The 22443-nt window shown below is 69.5% G+C and carries 21 protein-coding genes; 15 read left to right on the forward strand and 6 right to left on the reverse strand.

Annotation, left to right across the window (positions count from 1 at the left end):
• Window positions 1–40: 40 nt before the first annotated feature.
• Both L3V85_RS21445 and L3V85_RS21450 read right to left on the reverse strand, forming a co-directional pair.
• Window positions 41–1270 (reverse strand): serine hydrolase domain-containing protein, encoded by a 1230-nt coding sequence (locus L3V85_RS21445; protein ID WP_237674723.1) that lies wholly within the window; start codon window positions 1268–1270, stop codon window positions 41–43.
• Between the two features lie 20 nt (window positions 1271–1290).
• Window positions 1291–2220: a GntR family transcriptional regulator gene (locus tag L3V85_RS21450; protein WP_237674724.1), complete on the reverse strand. Its 930-nt coding sequence runs from the start codon at window positions 2218–2220 to the stop codon at window positions 1291–1293.
• 168 nt (window positions 2221–2388) lie between these two features.
• Here L3V85_RS21450 and L3V85_RS21455 point away from each other — a divergent pair, with 168 nt between their 5' ends.
• The 9 genes from L3V85_RS21455 to L3V85_RS21495 are packed head-to-tail and all read left to right on the forward strand — an operon-like array spanning window position 2389 to window position 13409.
• Window positions 2389–3744 (forward strand): aspartate aminotransferase family protein, encoded by a 1356-nt coding sequence (locus L3V85_RS21455; RefSeq protein WP_237674725.1) that lies wholly within the window; start codon window positions 2389–2391, stop codon window positions 3742–3744.
• 25 nt (window positions 3745–3769) lie between these two features.
• On the forward strand, window positions 3770–4870 hold the full coding sequence (locus L3V85_RS21460; protein WP_237674726.1) for a C45 family autoproteolytic acyltransferase/hydolase: 1101 nt from the start codon (window positions 3770–3772) through the stop codon (window positions 4868–4870).
• Between the two features lie 54 nt (window positions 4871–4924).
• A complete protein-coding gene (locus L3V85_RS21465) occupies window positions 4925–6544 on the forward strand; it encodes an ABC transporter substrate-binding protein (RefSeq protein ID WP_237674727.1) in 1620 nt (539 codons plus the stop codon).
• A gap of 18 nt (window positions 6545–6562) precedes the next feature.
• A complete protein-coding gene (locus tag L3V85_RS21470) occupies window positions 6563–7507 on the forward strand; it encodes an ABC transporter permease (RefSeq protein WP_237674728.1) in 945 nt (314 codons plus the stop codon).
• Window position 7508: 1 nt separating this feature from the next.
• Window positions 7509–8324 carry an ABC transporter permease gene (locus L3V85_RS21475; protein ID WP_237674729.1) on the forward strand — a complete coding sequence of 272 codons (816 nt, stop codon included), beginning with the start codon at window positions 7509–7511 and terminating at the stop codon, window positions 8322–8324.
• Window positions 8321–9985, forward strand: coding sequence for an ABC transporter ATP-binding protein (locus L3V85_RS21480; RefSeq protein WP_237674730.1), 1665 nt, complete (start codon window positions 8321–8323; stop codon window positions 9983–9985). Before L3V85_RS21475 ends, L3V85_RS21480 begins: the two co-directional genes overlap by 4 nt.
• On the forward strand, window positions 9982–10974 hold the full coding sequence (locus L3V85_RS21485; protein WP_237674731.1) for an alpha/beta hydrolase: 993 nt from the start codon (window positions 9982–9984) through the stop codon (window positions 10972–10974). The genes L3V85_RS21480 and L3V85_RS21485 overlap by 4 nt, the downstream gene beginning before the upstream one ends.
• Before the next feature lie 14 nt (window positions 10975–10988).
• The gene (locus L3V85_RS21490) at window positions 10989–11636 is read left to right on the forward strand and encodes an FMN-binding negative transcriptional regulator (RefSeq protein WP_237674732.1); all 648 of its coding nucleotides are present in this window, start codon (window positions 10989–10991) and stop codon (window positions 11634–11636) included.
• Window positions 11637–11675: 39 nt separating this feature from the next.
• Window positions 11676–13409, forward strand: a complete 1734-nt coding sequence (locus L3V85_RS21495) for a hypothetical protein (protein ID WP_237674733.1) — start codon at window positions 11676–11678, stop codon at window positions 13407–13409.
• Window positions 13410–13425: 16 nt separating this feature from the next.
• Here the strand turns inward: L3V85_RS21495 and L3V85_RS21500 are convergent, their stop codons facing one another.
• Together L3V85_RS21500 and L3V85_RS21505 are read right to left on the reverse strand one after the other, a co-directional pair.
• On the reverse strand, window positions 13426–14481 hold the full coding sequence (locus tag L3V85_RS21500) for an NAD(P)-dependent alcohol dehydrogenase (protein WP_237674734.1): 1056 nt from the start codon (window positions 14479–14481) through the stop codon (window positions 13426–13428).
• Window positions 14482–14499: 18 nt separating this feature from the next.
• On the reverse strand, window positions 14500–15510 hold the full coding sequence (locus L3V85_RS21505) for an aldo/keto reductase (protein ID WP_237674735.1): 1011 nt from the start codon (window positions 15508–15510) through the stop codon (window positions 14500–14502).
• Window positions 15511–15609: 99 nt separating this feature from the next.
• Between L3V85_RS21505 and L3V85_RS21510 the strand changes: the two genes are divergently transcribed.
• The 4 genes from L3V85_RS21510 to L3V85_RS21525 all read left to right on the forward strand — a co-directional run bounded on the left by L3V85_RS21510 (window position 15610) and on the right by L3V85_RS21525 (window position 18308).
• Window positions 15610–16503: a LysR family transcriptional regulator gene (locus L3V85_RS21510; RefSeq protein ID WP_237674736.1), complete on the forward strand. Its 894-nt coding sequence runs from the start codon at window positions 15610–15612 to the stop codon at window positions 16501–16503.
• A gap of 109 nt (window positions 16504–16612) precedes the next feature.
• The gene (locus L3V85_RS21515; RefSeq protein WP_414080145.1) at window positions 16613–17080 is read left to right on the forward strand and encodes a (R)-mandelonitrile lyase; all 468 of its coding nucleotides are present in this window, start codon (window positions 16613–16615) and stop codon (window positions 17078–17080) included.
• Window positions 17081–17091: 11 nt separating this feature from the next.
• On the forward strand, window positions 17092–17868 hold the full coding sequence (locus L3V85_RS21520; RefSeq protein WP_366491388.1) for a carboxymuconolactone decarboxylase family protein: 777 nt from the start codon (window positions 17092–17094) through the stop codon (window positions 17866–17868).
• Between the two features lie 59 nt (window positions 17869–17927).
• Complete coding sequence (locus L3V85_RS21525; protein ID WP_237674737.1) at window positions 17928–18308, forward strand: phosphopantetheine adenylyltransferase; 381 nt, start codon at window positions 17928–17930, stop codon at window positions 18306–18308.
• Window positions 18309–18321: 13 nt separating this feature from the next.
• Here the strand turns inward: L3V85_RS21525 and ilvB are convergent, their stop codons facing one another.
• Entirely contained in the window at window positions 18322–20100 is a 1779-nt protein-coding gene (gene ilvB / locus L3V85_RS21530) for a biosynthetic-type acetolactate synthase large subunit (RefSeq protein WP_237674738.1), read from the reverse strand.
• Window positions 20101–20165: 65 nt separating this feature from the next.
• Here ilvB and L3V85_RS21535 point away from each other — a divergent pair, with 65 nt between their 5' ends.
• Window positions 20166–20660, forward strand: a complete 495-nt coding sequence (locus L3V85_RS21535; protein ID WP_172839876.1) for an Lrp/AsnC family transcriptional regulator — start codon at window positions 20166–20168, stop codon at window positions 20658–20660.
• A 91-nt stretch (window positions 20661–20751) separates the two neighbouring features.
• Window positions 20752–21345: a hypothetical protein gene (locus tag L3V85_RS21540; protein ID WP_237674739.1), complete on the forward strand. Its 594-nt coding sequence runs from the start codon at window positions 20752–20754 to the stop codon at window positions 21343–21345.
• A gap of 13 nt (window positions 21346–21358) precedes the next feature.
• Here the strand turns inward: L3V85_RS21540 and L3V85_RS21545 are convergent, their stop codons facing one another.
• Window positions 21359–22375 (reverse strand): OmpA family protein, encoded by a 1017-nt coding sequence (locus L3V85_RS21545; RefSeq protein WP_237674740.1) that lies wholly within the window; start codon window positions 22373–22375, stop codon window positions 21359–21361.
• Window positions 22376–22443: the final 68 nt, after the last annotated feature.

Raw genomic sequence — 22443 nt, forward strand, 5'->3', positions numbered from 1 at the left:
GCGAAGAAAGAGAAAAGCGAAGAAAGAGAAGTGAAGGAAATCAGCCGCCGTGGCGCATCAGGTGCTCGGCCAGCGCGCGGAATGCCGGCATCGAGGTCGGCAGGTGCGCGTTCGCGGCCAGCGGATGCGAGGCGAAGCGCGCCACCACCATCTCGGCAGTGGGGTCGATGTGCAGCGCCTGGCCGTGGATGCCCTGGGCGGTGAAGGTGCGGTGCGCGTCGTGCGCCACCCACCACATGTTGCGGTAGCTCCAGCCCGCCAGCCGCGTGTAGCCCGCGAGCGCGAAGCGCGCCGGGTCGGCGCCGTTGCGGATGTCAGCCACCACTGCCTCGGGCACGATCTGCGCGCCGTTGAAGAAGCCGCCGAGCCGCATCGTCTCGCCCAGCCGCGCGAGGTCGCGCAGCCCGGTGCACAGGCCGCCGCCCGCGAATTCCGCGCCCTGGCCGTCCAGGGCGAACGAGGCGTCCTGTTCGGCGCCGATGCGCGACCAGATCAGTTCGCTCAGCACCTTCGCCACTGGGTGCCCGGTGGCGCGGGAGATGAGCCAGCCCAGCACGTCGGTATTGACGGTGCGGTACGCGAAGGCTTCGCCGTGCGTGCCCTGCCCCTGCACCGTCTGCAGGAACTGCCGGTAGCCCTCGGCGCCCGCGTAGCCCGCCGGGCGCGGCAGCAGTTCGCCGGCACGCGCGTGCTTCCACACGCCGGCGTCGGGGTTTGCGTATTCCTCTGAGTAGTCGATGCCGGTCGTCATGTCCATCACCTGGCGCACCGTTGCCTGGCCGAAGGCGCTCGCGGCCAGCTCGGGGATGTAGCGGGTGACGGCGGCGTGCTCGTCCAGCGTGCCGTCGGCCGCCAGCATCGCGCCGACCGTGCCCACGACCGACTTGGTGACCGACATCGCCATGTGCTGGCCATGCTCGTCGAGCGCGCCGAAGTAGCGCTCGTACACGATGCGCCCGCGGTGCAGCACCACCGCGCCGTCGGCGTGGATGGTCTCGAGCGCGGTGCGCCAGTCGGTCTGCGAGCCGTCGGCCGGCAGCGTGAAGCGCAACTCGTCGAGTTCGGGACGCTCGGCGCGCGGCAGCACCGACACCGGGCCGTTGCCGCGCGGCACGTTGCGCGTGGGCTGCAGCTCGCGCAGGTGCGAAAAGGCCCAGCGGCTGTGCGGAAACTCGAAGACCGGCCGCTCGCGCGGGCGTTGCACGGCGGCGCCGGCCGTGGGAAATCCGTCGCGCCAGCCCGCGGCCAGCGCTGTGTTGTCTTGGATCATGAGATGAAAAGGAGTGGTTGTCAGTCGCCCAGAACGCCCATCACGCGGCGTTCGAGCAGGTCGCTGGCGCGGCTCAGGTGGGAGTGCATGCGCTCGGCGGCGGTTTCCAGGTCGTGGTCCTCGACCGCGTCGAGGATCTCCAGATGCTCGTGACACGACTTGTGCAGCAGGTCGATGTTCACCAGCGGGTAGTCCGACAGGTCGGACATGCGGCGCAGCCGGTTCTGCTGGCGCACCGCGTCCAGGATGAAGCGGTTGCCCGAGGCGCTGGCCAGCAGCTCGTGGAACTGCGCGTTGGCCTCGAAGAAGTCCATCCACGAATAGCGCGACGCATGCGCCAGCAGCCCCTGCTGCCGCTCGCGGCAGGCCAGCAGGCGTTCATGGTCGACCTTGAAGCCCGGCTCGCGCAGGGCGGCGCATTCGACCGTCAGGCGGAAGCGGTAGCTCTCGCGCTCGCTCTCGACCGAGTCGAGCGTCTCGGTGAACTCCCAGCGTTGGTAGTGCCGCCCGCGCAGCACGCCGTCCTGCAGCAGTGTGGTGAGCACGGTGCGCAGCAAGGGGCGCGGCACAGCGTAGGTCTGCGCCAGCTCCAGCTCGTTGACGCGGGTGGGCAGCTTGCCGGACAGGCGGTCGCGCAGCAGGCGGTAGTAGAGCGTCTTTTCCTCGTCCTCCGGCATCTCGCGCCGGGCCAGGCCCAGCGCCTCGCGGTCGGCGACGAGGGTGTAGCCCCGGTTGGGCACATGGGCCAGCAGCTGGCGCTCATGCAGGAAGCGCAGTGCGGCGCGCACCGGCGTGCGCGAAATGCCGAGCCGGCCGGCAAGGTCGGCCTCGGTCATGTGGCGGCCGTTCTCGTAGCCGCCGGCCAGCGCCTGGTCGAGGATGTAGCGGCTCACGCGCTGGGTGAGCGGCGGTATCGACGCACGGGGCTTCTCCATCTGTGCTGCGGCCATCGAAGGGGTCTCCGGAATCACGGTCTGGGCCCCGATCATCGCGGATGGTTTGTATTTTTTGGCTTAAAAAACCATGTACATCTCGTGTCAAAAATACAATTTAAATTTCAAGATCGGCCCCACGACGACCCGAGAGCCGGGTTGCTGCTTCCAACGGAGAACCATCTCGTGGCCCATGCCGACACCCTCGCCTCCCCCGCGTCGCTCGACGCGTTCTGGATGCCCTTCACCCCCAACCGCAAGTTCAAGCAAGCGCCGCGCCTGATCGTCGGCAGCGAGGGCCTGTACTACGACCTGGCCGACGGCCGCCGCGTGCTCGACGCCATCGCGGGCCTGTGGTGCGTGAACGCCGGGCACCGCAACCCGCGCATCAGCGCCGCAATGAAGGCGCAGATCGACGTGCTCGACTACGCCTCCAACTTCCAGATCGGCCATCCCGCCGCCTTCGAGCTGGCACAGCGCCTGGCACAGATGGCGCCGGCCGGCATGAACCATGTGTTCTTCACCAACTCGGGCTCCGAGTCGGTCGACACCGCGCTGAAGATCGCGCTGGCCTACCACCGGGCGCGCTGCGACGCCGGCCGCTACCGCCTCATCGGACGCGAGCGCGCGTACCACGGCGTGGGCTTCGGCGGCATCTCGGTGGGCGGCATCGGACGCCAGCGCAGCACCTTCGGGCCACTGCTCAACGGCGTCGACCACCTGCCGCACACGCTCGACCTCGCGCGCAACGCCTTCTCGCGCGGCGAGCCGGCGCACGGCATCGACAAGGCCGACGCACTCGAGGCCCTGCTAACGCTGCACGATGCATCGACCGTGGCCGCGGTGATCGTCGAGCCCGTGGCCGGCTCCACCGGCGTGCTGCCGCCGCCGCGCGGCTACCTGAAGCGCCTGCGCGAAATCTGCGACAGGCACGGCGTGCTGCTGATCTTCGACGAGGTCATCACCGGCTTCGGCCGCCTGGGCACCAACTTCGCGGCCGACCTGTTCGGCGTGACGCCCGACATCATCACCACCGCCAAGGGCCTGACCAACGGCGCGGTGCCGATGGGCGCGGTGCTCATGCGCGACGCGGTGCACGACGCCTTCATGCAGGGCAGCATCAGCGCGGTGGAGCTGTCGCACGGCTACACCTACTCGGGCCATCCGCTGGCCTGCGCGGCCGCCACGGCCACGCTCGACGCCTACCAGCAGGACGGCCTCATCGACCGGGCCGCGGCGCTGTCGCCCTACTTCGAGGAATGCCTGCACGCATTGCGCGGCCTGCCCGGCGTGATCGACGTGCGCAACGTCGGCCTGCTCGCCGGCATCGAGCTGCAGGGCTGGGCCTCCGGCCCCGGCACGCATGCGCAGGCCGTGGCGCAGCACTGCCTGGACCACGGCGGCGTGCTGGTGCGCTCGGTGGGCGACACCATCGCGCTGTCGCCGCCCTTCACGCTGGAGCGCAAGCACATCGACCAGATCGTGGACAGCCTGCGCGCCGCCATCGCGCAGACCGCCCAGCCCACCGACACCGCGGCCTGAGCCCGCAAGCAAGGAGACAAGACAGATGGACATCGAATCGTTCCCGCTCTACGACATCGAAGGCGACGCCTACCAGCGCGGCCAGCAGTACGGCCGCGCCGCCGGCGACCGCATCGACCTGAGCCTGCGCACCTACCGCGCCGCCTTCGAGCGCGTGGGCCTCGGCTGGGACCGCACCCGCGCGCTGGCCCGCCGCTTCATGCCGCTGGTCGCGGCCTTCGACGCCGGCATGCTGCGCGAGATCGAAGGCGTGGCCGAGGGCGCGGGCGTGCCGGCGGAAGACATCGTCGCGCTCAATGCGCGCAGCGAAATGCTCTACGCCTTCCAGCAGCTCGAAGCCACCGAGCCGCCCGACGGCTGCACCGGCGTGGTCGTCATGCCATCGGCCTCGCGCAGCGGCAAGCTCATCCACGCGCAGAACTGGGACTGGCGCGTGGAAAGCCTGGAGCTGGGCGTGGTGCTGCGCATCCAGCCCGATGAAGGCCCGTCGATGCTGACCTTCGCGGAGGCAGGCACGCTGGCGCGCGCGGGGCTCAACAGCGCGGGCATCGCCGTCACCGGCAACTTCATCAAGGCCGACAACGACGGCAAGCAGCAAGGCGTGCCGCTCGCGCTGATCCGCCGCGGCATCCTGCAGTCGACGCTGTACGCCAACGCGCTGGGCGTGGTGTGCCGCACCGCGCGCTCCATCTCCAACAACATGATCATCACCCACGCCGAGGGCGAAGCCGTGAGCCTGGAGACCTGCCCCGAGCAGGTGTTCTGGCAGCAGCCCGAGGCCGGCGTGCTGGTGCATGCCAACCACTTCAAGACACCGGCCGCGCTGGCGCGCGTGGTCGACCGCAGCCTGGAGACCACGCCCGATTCGCTCTACCGCGACCGCCGGGTGACGGAGGCCTTGCAGCAGCAATGCAAACGTGCCGGAGACCTCACCGAACAGGACGTGCTCGACGCGTTGCAGGACCGCTTCGGCGCGCCGCGCGCCGTGTGCCGCAGCCCGAGCGCGGGGCCCGGCGGCGCCTCGTCGGCCACCGTCGCGACCATCGTGATGGACCCGGCGGCACGAAAGATGCGCATCGCGCCGGCGCCCTTCAAGGCGCATCGCTTCACCGAGTATTCCCTCTGAGTTTTTCGACTGTCCCTTGATCCGATCGGCCCAGCCCACGCCAGGAGTGTTGTCATGAACGTACCCGTGCCCCCCTCTCGCCCACCCTCCGCACCGCGCGCCGGTGCATTGCGCGCCGCCGCCCTGGCATTGGGCTTGACCGCCGCAGCCTCGGTCTGCGCCCAGCCCGCGGCTGGCGCCGGGCAGACACTGCGCATACAGATCAACTCCGACATCCGCTCCACCGACCCCGGCGGCAACCGCGACGACAACACCGACAACGTGCTGCTGCACGTGGGCGAGGGCCTGGTCGCGCTGCGCGAAGACACCTCCGTGGGCCCCATGCTGGCGAGCAAGGTCGACACCTCGGCCGACGGCCTGACCTACACCTTCACCCTGCGCGACGGCGTGAAGTTCCAGAACGGCGCCACGCTCACCGCCGACGACGTCGTGTGGAACTGGCAGCGCTACCTGAAGCCCGCCACCAACTGGCGCTGCCTGCCGGAGTTCGACGGCAAGGGCATGACCAAGGTGCTCTCGGTCGAGGCACCCAACCCGAAGACGGTGGTGTTCAAGCTCGAGCGCGCGAGCGCCCTGTTCCTCACGATGATGGCGCGGCCCGACTGCGGCAGCTCGGCCATCGTGCACCGCAGCTCGGTCGGCCCCGACGGCCAGTGGAAGGAGCCCGTGGGCACCGGCCCCTACAAGCTCAAGGAATGGAAGCGCGGCCAGTACGTGGAACTCACCCGCTTCGACGGCTACAGCTCGCGCGCCGAGCCGCGCGACGGCCTCACCGGCGGCAAGAAGGCCGAGGTCGAGAACCTGCGCTTCGTCGTCATTCCCGACTCGGCCGCCGCCAAGGCCGCGCTCTACAGCGGCGGCATCGACGCCTTCATCAGCCCCAGCCCGTCGGACGTGATCGAGATGCGCAAGCGCAGCGACGTGCTGGTCGACACCACGCCGGTCATGACCATGGTCGCGCTGCTGCTGCAGACCAACGACCCGGTGCTCAAGGACGTGCGCATCCGCCGCGCGCTGGCGCTGGCGCTCGACACGCCCGAGATCGCGCGCTCAGTGACCGAAGGCCTCTCCGCCGTCAACAACTCGGTCGTGCCGTCGTCCAGCCCCTACTACGACGCGGTGCAGGGCAGCGGCTTCAAGCGTGACCTCACGGCCGCGAAGAAGCTGCTGGCCGAGGCGGGCTACCGCGGCCAGTCGATCCGCATGATCGCCAACAAGCGCTACGAGGCGCTCTACTCCGCCGCCGTGCTGGTGCAGGCCATGGCCTCGGAGGCCGGCATCAACGTCGAGCTCGAAGTGCTCGACTGGGCCACCCAGCTCGACCGCTACACCAAGGGCCAGTACCAGAGCATGGCCTTCGTCTACTCCGCGCGCATCGACCCCGCGCTCAACTACGAGATGGTGTCCGGCGACAAGGCCGCGCAGCCACGCAAAGTGTGGGACAGCCCCTATGCCCAGACCCGCCTCACCGAAGCCATGGTGTCGCGCGACAAGGCGCGCCGCCAGGCGCTGTTCGACGAGATGCACAAGCAGATGCTGCAGGACGTGCCGATGATCGTGCTCTTCAACGCCAGCGACGCCACCGCCATGCGCAAGAACGTGGTCGGCTTCAAGGGCTGGGCGCCTGCCAAGCCGAGGTTCTGGAACGTGCGGCTCGCCGCTGCCGCCGGCTGACCCCGGGGCCGCGTCTTCATGTTCGCGTACCTCCTGCGCCGGATCGCGATGACGATCCCGACGCTGCTGCTGGTGTCCATCGCCGTCTTCACCCTCATGCGGCTGATTCCGGGCGATCCGGTGCTGCTCATGCTGGGCGAAGGCGCCGACCCCGCGCAGCTCGCCCTCATGCGCCACCAGATGGGGCTGGACCAGCCCCTGCCCGTGCAATACCTCGTGTGGCTGCGCCATGCGCTCACGGGCGACCTGGGCGTCTCGACCACCAACGGCCTGGCGGTGCTGCCGCTGATCTGGGAGCGCTTCCAGGTCAGCGCCGTCATCGTGCTGGTGGCCGTGGCGCTGGCCTCGCTGATCGCGGTGCCCGCCGGCCTCGTTGCCGCCTGGCGCAAGGACAAGCCGACCGACCTCGCCATCATCGGCGCGGCCACGCTGATGCTCTCGGTGCCCAGCTTCTGGCTGGGCCTTCTGCTGCTGATGTTCTTCGGCCAGTACCTGGGCTGGCTGCCGGTGGTGGGCTACGTGCCCATGTCGGAGAACTTCTCGCAGGGCGTGCTCTACGTGATTCTTCCCATCGCCACGCTGCTGCTGGTGGAGACCGGCGTGCTCACGCGCATGTCGCGCGCCAGCACCATCGAGATCCTGCGGCTCGAATACGTGACGCATGCGCGCGCCAAGGGCGTGCCCGAGTCGCAGGTGCTGCGCCGCCACGTGCTGCCCAATGCCTTCAACCCCACGCTCACCATGATCGGGCTGATCCTGGGCCACCTGCTCAGCGGCATCGCGGTGCTCGAGACCGTGTTCACGCTGCCGGGCCTCGGCCGCCTGATGATCGACTCGATCTTCGCGCGCGACTACCCCGTGCTGCAGGGCTGCCTGCTGTTCACGGCCTGCATCTACGTCGTCATCAACCTCGTCGTCGACCTGTGCTATCCCCTCTTCGACCCCCGGGTCTCGGTGCAGTAGCGTGAAGAAGCTCAAGACCCATACCCTCATCGGCGGCGTGCTCATCGCGGTGCTGCTGGTCCTGGCCGTGGTGGCGGCCGTGTGGACACCCTACAACCCGCTGGCCATCGACCTGCGCTCCAAGCTGCAGCCGCCCTCGATGGCGCACTGGCTCGGCACCGACGAGTTCGGCCGCGACGTGGCCAGCCGTGCCATGCAGGGCGCCGCCACCAGCTGCCTGGTGGCGCTGCTCACGGTGACGCTGGCCACCGCCATCGGCCTCGTGGTGGGCGTGGTCGCGGGCTTCGTGCGCGGCTGGACCGACCGGGTGCTGATGGCCTTCAACGACACGCTGCTGGCCTTCCCGGGCCTGCTGCTGGCGCTGGGCGTGATGGTGATCGTCGGCGCCAACAAGTGGGGCATCGTTCTGGCGCTGAGCATGGCCTATGCGCCGTCGGTGGTGCGCGTGGTGCGCGGCACCGTGCTGTCTCTGCGCGAGCGCGAGTACGTCGAGGCCTCGCGCATGATCGGCAACAGCGAGCTCTACACAATGTGGCGCCACATCCTGCCCAACTGCGTGGCGCCCGTCGCGGTGCTGGCCACCAGCATGTTCGGCTGGGTGCTGCTGTCGGAAAGCGCGCTGAGCTTCCTCGGCCTGGGCGTGCCGCCGCCCGCGCCCACCTGGGGCAACATGCTCGCGAGCGCCCGCCCCTACATGGCCTCGGCCGTGTGGCTGTGCGTGGTGCCGGGCCTGTGCATCGCGCTCACGCTGCTGGGCATCAACCTGCTGGGCGAGTCGCTGCGCGACCGGCTCGATCCGCGCACGGAGAAGGCATGAACACTCCATCGAACCAATCCGCCAGGCCCGTGCTGTCGGTCGAGCACCTGAAGATCGAGCTGCGCCACGGCGCCCGGCCGCTGGTGCACGACCTGAGCTTCGAAGTGAAGCCTGGCGAATTCCTCGCGGTGGTGGGCGAATCGGGCAGCGGCAAGACCATGGCCGCGCGCGCCATCCTGCAACTGCTGCCGCCGGGCATCCTGCAGACCGGCGGGCGCATCGTGTTCGACGGCGAAGACCTGGCCGCGCGCGACCCCAAGGCCATGCGCCCCATCCGCGGGCCGGGCATCGGCATGGTGTTCCAGGAGCCGATGGTCTCGCTCAACCCGGTGCACCGCATCGGCGAGCAGATGGCCGAGGGCCTGCGCATGCACACGCAATTGCCGGCCGCCGAGATTCGCGCGCGCATCCTCGACATGCTGCGCCGCGTGCAGATCGCCGACCCCGAGCGCTGCATGCACGCCTATCCGCACGAGTTCTCCGGCGGCATGCGCCAGCGCATCATGCTGGCCAGCGTGATGCTGCTGAAGCCGCGCCTCTTGATCGCCGACGAACCGACCACCGCGCTGGACACGCTGAGCCAGCGCGAAGTGCTAGACCTGATGGTGGGCCTGGCGCGCGACAACGGCACCGCCGTGCTGCTGATCACGCACAACCTCGGGCTCGTGGGCCGCTATGCGCAGCGCGCCATCGTGCTGGAGAAAGGCCAGCTGGTCGAGACCGGTGACGTGCCCGGCATCCTGGTGGCGCCGAAGCAGCCGTACACCCGCAAGCTGGTCGACGCGCTGCCGCGCCGGCAGGCCGCCAAGCCGCAGGGCGATGCGCCGCGGCAGCCGCTGGTACAGGTGCGCAGCCTGTGCGTGAGCTTTTCCGGCGCCCGCGCCGGCCTGTTCAAGCGTCATGCGCCCGTGCACGTGATCGACTCGCTCGACCTGGACATCCATCCGGGCGAGATGGTCGCGCTGGTGGGCGGCAGCGGCTCGGGCAAGACCACGCTGGGCCGCGCCATCCTGCGGCTCGCGCCTTCGCAGAGCGGGCAGATCCTGTTTCGCGGCGAAGACGTGCGCACCGCCGGCCGCGCCGCGCTGCACCGCTTCAGGCTGGCCTGCCAGCTGGTGTTCCAGGACCCGTTCTCCTCGCTCGACCCGCGCATGCGCGTGCAGGACATCGTGGCCGAGCCGCTGCGCCACCTGCCCTCGCTCGACGCCGCGGCGCGCGTGCGACGCGTGAAGGAAACACTCGACGAAGTGGGCCTGGACGGCCTGGGCGCGCGCTACCCGCACGAGCTGTCGGGCGGCCAGCGCCAGCGCGTCGCCATCGCCCGGGCGCTGGTGCGCCGGCCCGCCTTCGTGGTGGCTGACGAGCCGGTGTCCGCGCTCGACATGACCATCCAGGCGCAAGTGCTGAGCCTGTTCCAGAGCCTGCAGCAGCACCACGGCTTCGCCTGCCTCTTCATCAGCCACGACCTCGCGGCGGTCGAACAGATCGCCGACCGCGTGATCGTGATGGAGCGCGGCCGCATCGTCGAGCAGGGCGCGCGCGACGCCGTGTTCGACGACCCGCGCCATGCCTACACGCAGGCGCTGCTCGCCGCCACGCCGAGGCCGCTGGCCTCGCTCGACATCGCACCCGCCGCCATTTCCGAGAAAGCTTTCGCGTGACATCTTCTTCCCCCTCGCCCTACTCCTGGCAGAACCCGAGCGCGCCGCCGCCGCTCGATCCGCAGATCGTCGAGTTCATGCGCCTCATGGGCGCCGAAGGTGCGCGCTACCCGAAGCGCCACACCATTTCCATCGCCGAAGGCCGCGCGAATGCCGAGAAGGTGCGCGCGCCGTGGACGCGAGGCGGCCCCGAGATGGCCAGGATGGTCGAGCACGCAGTGCCCACGCGCCACGGCAACGTGCGCATCCGTGTGCACTACCCTGAGAACCGCACGCTGCAGGGCGCGCTGGTCTACATCCACGGCGGCGGCTTCGTGCTCTTCAGCCTCGACACCCACGACCGCGTGATGCGCGAGTACGCGGGCCGCGCCGGCATCGCGGTGATCGGCATCGACTACACCCGCGCGCCCGAGGCACAGTTTCCGCAGCCGCACGACGAATGCGTGGACGTGATGCGCTGGCTGCGGGCCAACGCCGGCACGCTCGACATCGACCCCGCGCAGTTGTTCATCGGCGGCGACTCGGCCGGCGCTAACCTTTCGGTGGGTGCCTGCCTGGTGCTGCGCGACGAAGGCGACGCGCTGCCGCTGGGCATGCTGCTGAACTACGGCGCCTACAGCACCGAGCTGTACCGCGAATCGGTGGTGCGCTACGGCGCGGGCGAGTACGGCCTGTCGCTGCACATGATGGTGTGGTTCTACGGCCTGTACCTGCGCAAGCCCGGCGATGCCGCCGATCCGCGCGTGCACAGCCTCACGGCGCGGCTGGAGGGGCTGCCGCCCGCGTGCATGGTCGTCACCGAATGCGACCCGCTGCACGACGACAACCTGCTCATGGCCGCGCGCCTGCGCGCCGCCGGCGTGGCGGTGACCGACACGCTCTACCCCGGCACCATCCACGGCTTCCTGGAAGCCGTGTCGGTGGCCGACGTGGCGGCCCGCGCCTTCGACGAGACTGTACGCTGGCTGCGTACGCTGGCCGCCCGCTGACACCGCCAACTGCGATGTACACGCCCAAGCCCTATGTCGAGGCCGACCTCGCGACGCTGCATGCCGGCATGCGCGCCTGGAGCTTCGCCACGCTCGTCACCGTCGGCCCGTCAGGCGCCAGCGCCACGCACCTGCCCTTCCTGCTCGATGCGCAGCACGGCGACAGCGGCCAAGGCCTGCTCACCACCCATCTCGCGAAGAAAAACCCGCAGCTCGAAGACCTGCGCGCGGGCGCCGAGGCGCTGGTGATCTTCCAGGGGCCGCACGCCTTCATCACGCCGAGCTGGTATGTGAAGCAGAGCACCTTCCCGACCTGGAACTACACCGCCATCCATGCGCGCGGCACGCCGCGCGTCGTCGAGGAGCGCATGGCCGTGCACGCGGTGCTGCAACGCACGGTGGCCCAGTACGACACGCCGCTTCGCGAGGCCTACGGCGGCGACTGGGACTACGACGCCATGCCCTTCGACTACGTGGCGCCCAGGCTGGACATGATCGCCGTGGTCGAAATTCCGGTGCGCTCGCTCGAAGGCAAATACAAGCTCAACCAGGATCGCTCGGAAGAAGACCGGCGCGGCGTGATCGCGGCACTGGAGCGCTTGGGCGAGCCGCAAGGCGTGGCGGTGGCGGGGATGATGCGACAGCAGATGGCCGCCGCCTGAACGGCCGATGGCGCGGACGGGCGCGGCACAATCGCCCGCGTGCACTTCATCAGACACCGCCTGCTCGCGCCACTTGCGCTGGCCTTCGCCGCAGCGACCAGCTTCGCGGCGAGCGCCGCCGAGCCGCTGTTGCTCGTCACCGCGCCCGCCGCCCTGCAGACCGCAGAGCGCTCCGGTGCCGGCTTCGCCCGCTGGTTCGACACGGCGGCGCCCGCGGCGAACGGCGGCATCGCCGCCAACGAGGCGCTGGCGCGTTCGCCCGCATGGCGCGCCATCTCCGGCCCGCTGGGCGACAGCCTCGCCGGCATCCAGCGGCGCGACCGGCAGGCCGGCGTCGGCATTGCGCGCTATCCGCACCGGCTGTTCGACGTCCGCTGGCTCGCGAGCGCCGATGCATTCTTCGAGCTGGTCGGCGTCGCCAACCGCATGGACCGGCGGCCCTTCCAGGACGGCGCCTGCGGCGAGACGCGGCTGGTGTACCGGCTGGCCTATCGCAGCGCCGCGATGCAGTCGCGCCTGCCCATGACCGTCAACGTCGAACTGCGCGGCGACGCGCCCGATGCCGACGGCGGTTGCGCGGCCACGGCCCGCCTCTGGCAGCCGCCGCAAAGCGCAACAAAAGACGAAGCGCTGGGCCGCTGGCTGGTGTCGGCCGACGGCCCGCTGGCGCCCAAGCGGCTGGCGCACGCGCGCATCTCGCAGGTCACGACCAACCTGCAGAGCGTGCGCTGGCCCTCGGCGGTGCGGCCCGACCTGGGCGGCCATGCCGAATACATGCTGCGCGCCTTCAGCTGGAACGCAGGCACCAAGCGCTACGACGTGAGGCCGCTGGAGAACACGCCCGATGTCGCGAAGCTCAAGGCCAGCGCGCCGCTGCGCAAGGAGCTGCTGCAGTGGCTGCGCCAGCCCGACAACCTGCGCGCGCTCGACGAGGCGACCCTGCGCATCCCCGACCGGTTCCTGGCGACAGAAGCTGTGTCGGTCGCGCCGCGCGGACTCGAACGGCTCGCGAACCGCCCATTCGAGCAAGTGTTCCAGCCCGGCGAATGGCAGGCAGTGCCCGGAAGTCGCACGCTGCGGTCGCCGCAGGCGCTGCTGCGCCGCCTCGACGACCTGAGCTGCATGGGCTGCCACCAGAGCCGCGCGGTCGCCGGCTTTCATCTGCTGGGCGTGGACCGGCGCGGCGCATCGCGCACCTTCACCAACGGGAACGCGCTCGCGGTGCCGCACTCGCCCCACGTGCAGGACGAACTGGCGCGGCGCGGCGCCTACGTGGCGGCCTCGCTGTCGACGGCCCGGCCCGATCCGTTCCGGCCGCTCGCCGAGCCGCTGGAAGCAAGCGCCGCCGCCGAGCCCGCGACGGTCGGCTCGCGTTGCGAGCCCACGCGCATCACGCCATCGACCAACCCATGGCTCGACCGCGCGGAGAAGCTGCCGCGCATTTCCTGCGAAGGCGCTGCCTCCGTGTGCGAGAAGACTTCGGTCGGCTTCCCCGGCGGCATGTGCTCGGGGCCCTGCGATCCGAAAGATGCGAACGGCACCTGCGGCGGCATCGCCATCCTGAGCGACTTCAACAGCTGCCTGGCCGCGAAGAAGCCTTTCGGCGAATGCCTGGCCAGGCACACGCGCCCCGGCAACCTGCGCAGCTGCTCGGCGCAGCAGCCCTGCCGGGACGACTACATCTGCGCCCAGGCCGAGGGCCAGCCCGAAGGGCGTGGCGCCTGCATTCCGCCCTACTTCCTGTTCCAGATGCGGGTGGACGGGCACTCCTAGGGCCCAGGGCTGCGCCCTAGGCCTGAACCGTCGCCATGTCGATCACGAAGCGGTACTTCACGTCGCTCTTGAGCATGCGCTCATAGGCTTCGTTGATCTTGGGCATGGCGATGGTCTCGATGTCCGAGACGATGCCGTGCTCGGCGCAGAAGTCGAGCATCTCCTGGGTCTCGGCGATGCCGCCGATCATCGAGCCCGCGATGCGGCGGCGCTTCATGATCAGGCCGAACACGCCCGGCGAGGGATGCGGCGTGCTCGGCGCGCCGACGAGCACCAGCGTGCCGTCGAGCTTGAGCAACTGCACGAAGGGGTCGAGGTTGTGCGAGGCCGCCACGGTGTTGATGATGAGGTCGAAGCTGTTGCGGTGCGCCGCCATCTCGGCCTCGTTCCTCGACACCACGACTTCGGCGGCGCCGAGCCGCTTCGCGTCTTCCGCCTTGCCGGGCGTGGTGGTGAACAACACCACGTGGGCGCCCATGGCCGCGGCCAGCTTCACGCCCATGTGCCCCAGCCCGCCGAGGCCGACCACGCCCACCTTCGAGCCCGGCCCCACCTTCCACTGGCGCAGCGGCGAATAGGTGGTGATGCCGGCGCACAGCAGCGGCGCGACCGCGGCCAGCGAGGCTTCGTCGTGCGAGATCTTCAGCACGAACTTCTCGAACACCACGATGTGGTCTGAATAACCGCCCAGCGTGTTGGCGCGCGACACCTGCTCCTGGCTGTCGTAGGTGCCGGTCATGCCGTTGTCGCAGTACTGCTCGAGCCCGTCCTTGCATGGCTGGCAGTGCTGGCAGCTGTCGACCATGCAGCCCACGCCGACGAGGTCGCCGACCTTGAACTTCGACACCTCCGCGCCGACCGCCCGCACGCGCCCGACGATCTCGTGGCCCGGCACGCAGGGGTAGGTGGTCGGGCCCCATTCGCTGCGCGCGGTGTGCAGGTCGGAGTGGCAGACGCCGCAGTAGAGGATGTCGATGGCCACGTCGCGCGCGATGGGCGCGCGGCGCTCGAAGCTGAAGGGCGCCAGCGGCGTGGTGGCGGAGCTGGCGGCATAGGCGTGTGCGAGTGTCATGGCTTGCTGTGTCTTTCTTCAGGTGGCGACCCGTCCTTCGACGGGATAGCCGGGATCGGAATAACCGGGCGTCGAGGCATGGCCCGGCGGCACCAGGCCGTCGACCAGTTTCTCGTCGTCCGGGCCCAGGGTCAGCCGCAATGCGTCGGCATAGCTGTCCCATTGCGCTTCGGTGCGCGGTCCCGCGATGGTGGCGCTGATCAGGCGATTCTTCAAAACCCACGCCAGCGCAAAGGCGATCGAGGTCGTGCCACGCGCGGCGGCGTGCGCGCCGATGGCCTGTGCGATCTTCAGCGACTCCGGCCGCCATTCGGTCTGCTGCATGCGCTTGTCGCCCCGTCCGGCGCGGCTGTCGGCGGGCGGCGGCGCGTCTGGCGCGTACTTGCCGCTGAGCACGCCGCGCGCCAGCGGGCTGTAGGAGACCACGCCCAGCCCGTAGTGCGCGGCGGCGGGGAGCTGCTCGACCTCGGCGGTGCGGTCGACGATGTTGTAGAGCGGCTCGCTGGCCACCGGCCGGTCGATGCCGAGCTGGTCGGCAATGCGCGCGATCTCGGCGATGCGCCAGCCGCGGAAGTTGGACACGCCGAAGTAGCGCAGCTTGCCCTGGCGGATCAGGTCGCCGATGGCGCGCACGCCCTCTTCCAGCGGCACGTCGGCCAGCGCGCGGTGAAAGTACAGGATGTCGATGTAGTCGGTTTTCAGGCGCCGCAGGCTGGCCTCGACCGACTGCACGATCCACTTGCGCGACTGGCCCTGCTCGTTCGGCCCCGCCGTGGCGGTGGCCGGAAAGCCGAACTTGGTGGCCACCACCCAGCTGTCGCGCCGGGGCGCGATGGCGCGCCCCACGATCTCTTCGGAGCGGCCGGCGTGATACACGTCGGCGGTGTCGATGAAGTTGACGCCCTGCTCGAAGGCCTTGTCGATGATGCGCGTGGCAACGGTCTCGTCCGTCTCGCCGCCGAACATCATCGCGCCCAGGCACAGCGGCGACACCTTCAGGCCGCTGCGGCCGAGTCTTCGGTATTCCATGGTGCTTTCCTTTGCTTGCTGTCTCGCAGCATTCTGGGCGGCGGCGCCTTTTTCGACTAGCCGCTTGAATGCGCATGCACCAATGAGCACAATTCATGAATGCCCCGAGAGAACATCAACGACATCCTTGCCTTCCTCGCGGTCGCCCGCGAGCGCAGCTTCACCCGCGCGGCCGCCAGGCTGGGCGTGTCGCAATCGGCGCTGAGCCACACGGTGCGCGGGCTCGAGGCGCGCATGGGCATCCGCCTGCTGACGCGCACCACGCGCAGCGTGTCGCCCACCGACGCCGGCGAGCGGCTGCTGAACACGGTGGGCCCCAGGTTCGAGGAAATCGAGGCCGAGCTGTCGGCCCTGGCCGAACTGCGCGACAAGCCCGCGGGCACCATCCGCATCACCACCACCGACTACGCGGCCGACGCCGTGCTGTGGCCCAGGCTCTCGCGGGTGCTGCCCGACTACCCCGACCTCAAGATCGAGATGATCGTCGACTACGGGCTGGCGGACATCGTGGCCGACCGCTACGACATCGGCGTGCGCTTCGGCGACCAGGTGGCCAAGGACATGATCGCGGTGCGCATCGGCCCCGACGAACTGATGGTGATCGTCGGCGCGCCTTCCTACCTGGCGAAGCACGCCGCGCCAAAAAAGCCGCAGGACTTGCTCGCGCACAACTGCATCACGCTGCGGCTGCCGACGCGCGGCGGGCTCTACGCCTGGGAACTGCGCAAGGGCAAGCGAGAGCTGCAGGTGCGCGTCGACGGGCAACTGACCTGCAACGGCGCCTACCAGATGATCAACGCGGCCCTCGACGGCGCCGGGCTGGCCTTCGTGCCCGAATCCATGGTCCGGCACCATCTGGCGGAGCGCCGGCTCCAGTGCGTGATGGGCGACTGGTGCCCCACCTTCCCGGGACTTCACATCTTCTACGCCAGCCGCCGCGAGTCGTCGCGGGCGATGGCGGTGGTGATCGACGCATTGCGCTACCGGCCCTGACACTTCGGCAGGCCGACGAATGCCGCGCGGCATTCATGAGCCAACCTCATCAGTGTTTGCGGTTTCAGATGGCTAGTGCCGGCCGGCGCCGGCCTATAGATTCGTCGGCATGAAACCGCTCACCGCCACCGCTCTCCACGGCCTGCTGCTGATCGCATCGGCCGCGCACGCGCAAGACACCATGACCGTCACCCGCCACGGCACGCAGCCTTCGGCGAAGGCGCCGGCGCAGAACTTCACCGGCGCGGTGCGCGTCGATCCTTTGTTCGCGGCGACGGCGCCTTCGCGCGTTGCCGGCGCCTACGTCACCTTCGAGCCCGGCTCGCGCTCGGCCTGGCACACGCATCCGCTCGGCCAGACGCTGGTCGTCACCGCGGGCAGCGGATGGGTGCAGCAGGAAGGCGGACGCAGGCAGGAACTGCGGCCCGGCGACGTGGTGTGGACGCCGCCCGGCGTGAAGCACTGGCACGGCGCGACTGCGGCGAACGGCATGACGCACATGGCCATCCAGGAGTCGCTCGACGGCAGGAACGTCGAGTGGCAGGAGAAGGTCAGCGACGAACAGTACGGCAAGTGAGGACACCGACCATGAAACTGCTCTCCACCGCCCTCGCCTCGCTGTCGCTGATGGCCACCACTGTCGTTCACGCGGAGCGCGCCTCCGGTGCCTCGGCCGCGTCCCCCGGAGATGTTCGCAGCGTCGCCCCGGCGCTCGAACGCTATGCGCAGGACGTGCTGCTCGGCGACGTATGGAAGCGCCCCGGGCTTTCGGCGCGCGATCGCGGCGTGGTCACCGCCGCGGCGCTCATCGCGCGCAACCAGACGGCTGAGATGGCGGCGTACTTCGACCGCGCGCTCGACAGCGGCGTCAAGCCGGCGGAGCTTTCGGAAATCATCACGCACCTCGCGTTCTATTCGGGCTGGGGCAATGCGATGGCGGCTGTATCAGTCGCGAAGAACGTCTACGCGGAACGCAAGATAGGCGCCGACCAGTTGCCGCCCGCCAGCCCCGAGCTGCTGCCGCTGGACAAGGCGGCCGAAGCGCAGCGCGCCGCACGCGTCGAACAGGACGTGGGACCGCTTTCGCAGGGCGTCGTGCAATACACGGGCGACGTGCTCTTCAAGGACCTCTGGCTGCGCCCCGCGCTCGCGCCGCGCGACCGCAGCCTGGTCACCGTGACCGCGCTGATCGCATCGGGCCAGGTCGCGCAGATTCCCTATCACCTGAACCGCGCGATGGACAACGGACTGACGAAGCCGGAGGTGTCGGAGATGCTGGCGCACCTGGCCTTCTATGTCGGATGGCCGAATGTGTTCACCGCCATTCCGGTGGTGAAGGGCGTGGTCGAGAAACGCCCCGCCTGAGGCACGCCATGACCTGCGAGGTCATGGCGTGGACGAACGCTCGCGCGGTAGAACCGTGCATGCGCCACATCGTCACCGCCGCCTTGCTCCTCGTCGGAATCATCCATCTGCTGCCGCTGGCCGGCGTGCTGGGCGCGGCCCGGCTGTCGGGGCTCTACGGCATTGCCGTCGAAGAGCCCAACCTCGAGATCCTGATGCGCCACCGGGCGGTGCTCTTCGGCCTGCTCGGCGCATTCTTCTGCTACGCCGCGTTCCGGCCGCAGCAGCAGGCGCTGGCACTGGTGGCGGGCTTCGTCAGCGTTGCGTCGTTCCTGCTGCTCGCCTGGACGGTGGGCGGCAGCAACGCGCAGCTCGCCAGGGTCTTCGCGGCCGACCTGCTGGCGCTCGCGCTGCTGCTCGTGGGCGGCGGGGCTTTCGTCTATTCGAAGGCCACCGCCTGAGGACACCGGCCCGTCAAGCCTCTTCGTACCAGCGGTCCTTCGCCAGCATCACGCGGTGATGGCCGTGCCCCGCCGGCATCATCGGGAAGCAGTTCTCCTGCGCGGCCACCTCGACATTGAGGAAAAACGGCCCGTCGCTCGCCAGGCATTCGGCCAGCGCATCTTCCAGTTCCGCCGGGTCGGTCACGCGGCGCGCGCCCCAGCCGAAGGCCTTGGCCAGCGCCACGAAGTCGGGCAGCGCCTCGTTCCAGCTATGGCTCAGGCGGTTGCCGTGGTTCAGCTCCTGCCACTGGCGCACCATGCCCATGTAGCCGTTGTTGCACAGCACCAGCTTCACCGGCACGCGGTGCTGCACCGCGGTCGACAGCTCCTGGATGTTCATGAGCACCGACGCATCGCCGCTCACGCACACCGTCAGCGCTTCCGGGTGGCCGATCTGCGCGCCGATGGCGGCCGGCAGGCCGTAGCCCATGGTGCCGGCCCCGCCCGAGGTGAGCCAGCGGCGCGGGCTGTCGAAGCGCAGGTACTGCGCGGCCCACATCTGGTGCTGGCCGACATCGGTCGACACTATCGCGTCGCGCCCTGCAATGGCGCGGTTCAGCGAAGACATCAGCTGCTGCGGCAGGATCGCGTCCTCGCGCGTCTCGAAGGCCAGGCAGTCTTCGGCGCGCCAGCGTTCGATGCGCGCCCACCAGGGCGCGAGCCGCTCGGGCGCGAAGCTCTCGGGCAGCAGCGCCAGCAGGCCTTCGAGGATCGCCGCGCAGTCGCCCACCATCGGCACGTCGACATGCACCACCTTGTTGATGCTGCCGGGGTCGATGTCGATGTGGATCTTGCGCGCATGCGGGCAGAACTCGTCGAGCTTGCCGGTCACGCGGTCGTCGAAGCGCGCGCCGATGCACACCACCAGGTCGGCCTCGTGCATCGCGAGGTTGGCTTCGAGCATGCCGTGCATGCCCAGCATGCCGATGAACTTCGGGTCCGACGCGGGGAAGGCGCCCAGCCCCATGAGCGTGAGCGTGCACGGCGCGTGCAGCAGGTTCACCAGTTGCGTGAAGGCCTCGCAGGCCTCGGGGCCGGAGTTGATGAGCCCGCCGCCGCCGTAGATCACCGGCCGGCGCGCGGTGGACAGCAGGTCGGCCGCGCGCTGCAGCATGGCCTTGGGCGGCATCGCGGCGCGGCTGGTGCGCAGCGCGCGCAGCGGCGCTGGCTCGGGCGCGTGGCTCAGGCGGTCGAGCTGGATGTCCTTCGGCACGTCGAGCAGCACCGGGCCCGGGCGGCCGGTGGTGGCGATCTCCATTGCGCGGCGCACCAGCGAAGGCACGTCGTCCGCCGAGCGCACCTGCCGGTTCCACTTGGTCACCGAGCGCGACATGCCCAGCGCGTCGCTCTCCTGGAAAGCCTGCGTGCCGATGACGGCGGTCGCCACCTGCCCGCTGATGCACAGCACGGGCACCGAGTCGCTCATGGCGTCGAGCAGCCCGGTGATGGTGTTGCTCACGCCAGGGCCGGAAGTGACCAGCACCACGCCCACCCGGCCGGTGCTGCGCGCATAGCCTTCGGCCGCGTGCACCGCCGCCTGCTCGTGGCGCACCAGCACGTGGCGCAGCCGCGGCTCGCCGTGCAGCGCGTCGTACAGCGGCAGCGCGGCGCCGCCGGGGTAGCCGAAGATGGTGTCGACGCCGCACTCGACCAGCGTGTCGAGCAGGGCTTCGGCGCCGTTGCGCACCACGGGGGGCGTCTCGGGGTGGAGGGACAGGGAGGGCGTGAGGGGTAGGTCGAGCAGTCGCATGCCGTCAATTCTTCCGGTTTGAGCGCAAAATATGCTTCTTTCTTTTGGCTCTTTGGACTCGATTCATGAAGATCAATCGGCAAATCATCGGTGACAACGAAGGATCTTTCGACAAGACCGATCTGGCGATCCTCCGGGTGTTGCTGCTCGACTCCCGCAAGACCCTGCAGGAGATCGGCAACGAGGTCGGCCTGTCGCCCACCAGCTGCTGGACGCGCATCAAGAAACTCGAGGCCACGGGCGTCATCAAGCGCTACACGGTCGACGTCGATCCGGCCAAGCTGGGCTACCACGACTCGGTGATCGTGCAGGTCACGCTGGAGAGCCACACCGACGAGACGCTCTACGACTTCGGCCGCGTGCTAGCCACCATCCCGGAGATCCAGGAGGCCTACCTGGTCTCGGGCGACTACGACTACTACATCCGCATCGCCGTGCGCGACACCCGCGACTACGAGCGCCTCCTGCGCGAGAAGCTCTACAAGATCCCCGGCATCCGGCACAGCAAGTCGCACTTCGTGCTGCGCGTGCTGAAGGAGACCAGCGTGCCGGTCATCTGAAGAAGATGCGAACATCGCGGGGCACTGAAACTCCCCAAAGGATCTTCGGATGTTCGACTTCTTCAGGAAAAAACCTCCGCCCGCCCCCGCCATGGAGACGGGCCCCGCGGTTCCCGCGCCGCTGGCGGGCCGCGACGGGCACCTGGGCGCCATCGAGGCGATCAGGCTGGACGGCACCCTGCATTTCTTCGGCTTCGACTTCCGCAGCGACCTGGCGCTGTCGCCGCTCATTGCCGACCCCGCGCTCATGGCCCGCTTTGCCAGCCGTCACATGACACAGCGCGACGGCACGCACGACGAGGCCTACTGGAGCCAGCTCGTGGGCCATGCCGTCGAAGGCTCAGAGCTGTGCAGCGACGAGACCGGCCGCACCATCGACAGCCGTGCGCTGGCCGCCACCATCGCAAGCCTGGGCCGCGTGCGCCGCGAAGGCACGCCCGAGCCCGGCTTTGGCCTCCCCTACCACCTGCGCTACCTGCTGGGCGCGGCAGGCGGTTGGGAAGTGCCGGAAGAAGCCGGCGCCGAAGACGCCGATGTGTGGATCGGCCAGGTCGCGGGCGACGAGCCGGTCGCGGGCAGCACCACGCTGCAGGAAGTGGCCGCGCGGCTGCAGGCGCACCTGAATGCGCTGGTCGGCGCGGCGCCCGGCAACTGGGCGACGCTGTTTGCGGCACTCAAGAGCTGAAGAATCCGGCCGCTCAGAGCCGGACCAGCTCGACCCGCCGGTTCTTCGCGCGCCCCGCCTCGCTGTCGTTGGGCGCCACCGGCTCGGCCGAACCGGCGCCGCGTGTGGTGAAGCGGCGCGGGTCCACGCCGGCCTTCACCAGCACCGCGATCACCGCCAGCGCGCGGCGCTTCGACAGGTCGTCGTTGTGCTTCGCGTCGCCCTGCGCATCGGTGTGCCCCACCACCGACAGCTTCAGCGGCGGATTGCCGCGCATGAGCTTGGTCATTTCGTCGAGCGTGGGCTGCGACTCGGGCCGGATGATGTCCTTGTCGAGGTCGAACAGGATGCCGTAGAGGTTGATGCGCCCCGTCTCCGCCAGGCTCTTCTGCATGGCCGTGGCGTCGACGAAGACGATCTTGTTGTCTTCCATCGCCTTGGTCTCGACCACGCGCACGAAGGCATGGTTGCCCACATCGGCGTTGTGCTCGGCCAGCGCGATGCTGGCGTACACGGTGCCCGAGGGACCGGTCTTCTTCGCGAGCAGGTAGCGGCCGCTCACCGCGAAGTAGTTGCGCGCGTAGTCGCCCCGGCTGCCCAGGCGCGGCCATTCGGGGTTGTCGAAGGCCAGCGCGAAGTCATAGGGCGTGGTCGTGTCCACGCTGCCCGGGCGCGGCTTGTAGCACGACGCATTGGCCGTGCCGCAGCTGAACAGCACCTCGAAGCCCTTGGCCTTCAGGCTCGACTCGTAGTTGCGCTGCACCTCGAGCAGCGAGCGCTCCCTGGGCAGGCGGTAAAGGTAGAGCGTGACCTTGCCCTCGACCGGCAGCAGGTCGGGCTTGCCGCCGGCCCAGTTCTGGAACGGCTCCTTGATGAGGCCGACCTCGTCGTAGGCGGCGGCCTTGTAGCCGTCGAGCACCGCGCCCTCGTAGCGGCCGACCAGCGGATGGTCCTTGGCGGGCTCGGCGGCGAAGGCGCTCGCAACCGGCAGGCAGAGCAATGCCGCGCCCGCGATGCGCGCGAATCGGGCCATGAAAGCAGTCTGGGTCATCGGAGGCGTCTGCAAGAGCGGCGATGCGCTGCATGCTAGGCAGGGAAGCCGCCGCTGTGCATTCGACG

The sequence above is a fragment of the Variovorax paradoxus genome, assembly GCF_022009635.1.
Classification (GTDB): Bacteria; Pseudomonadota; Gammaproteobacteria; order Burkholderiales; family Burkholderiaceae_C; genus Variovorax.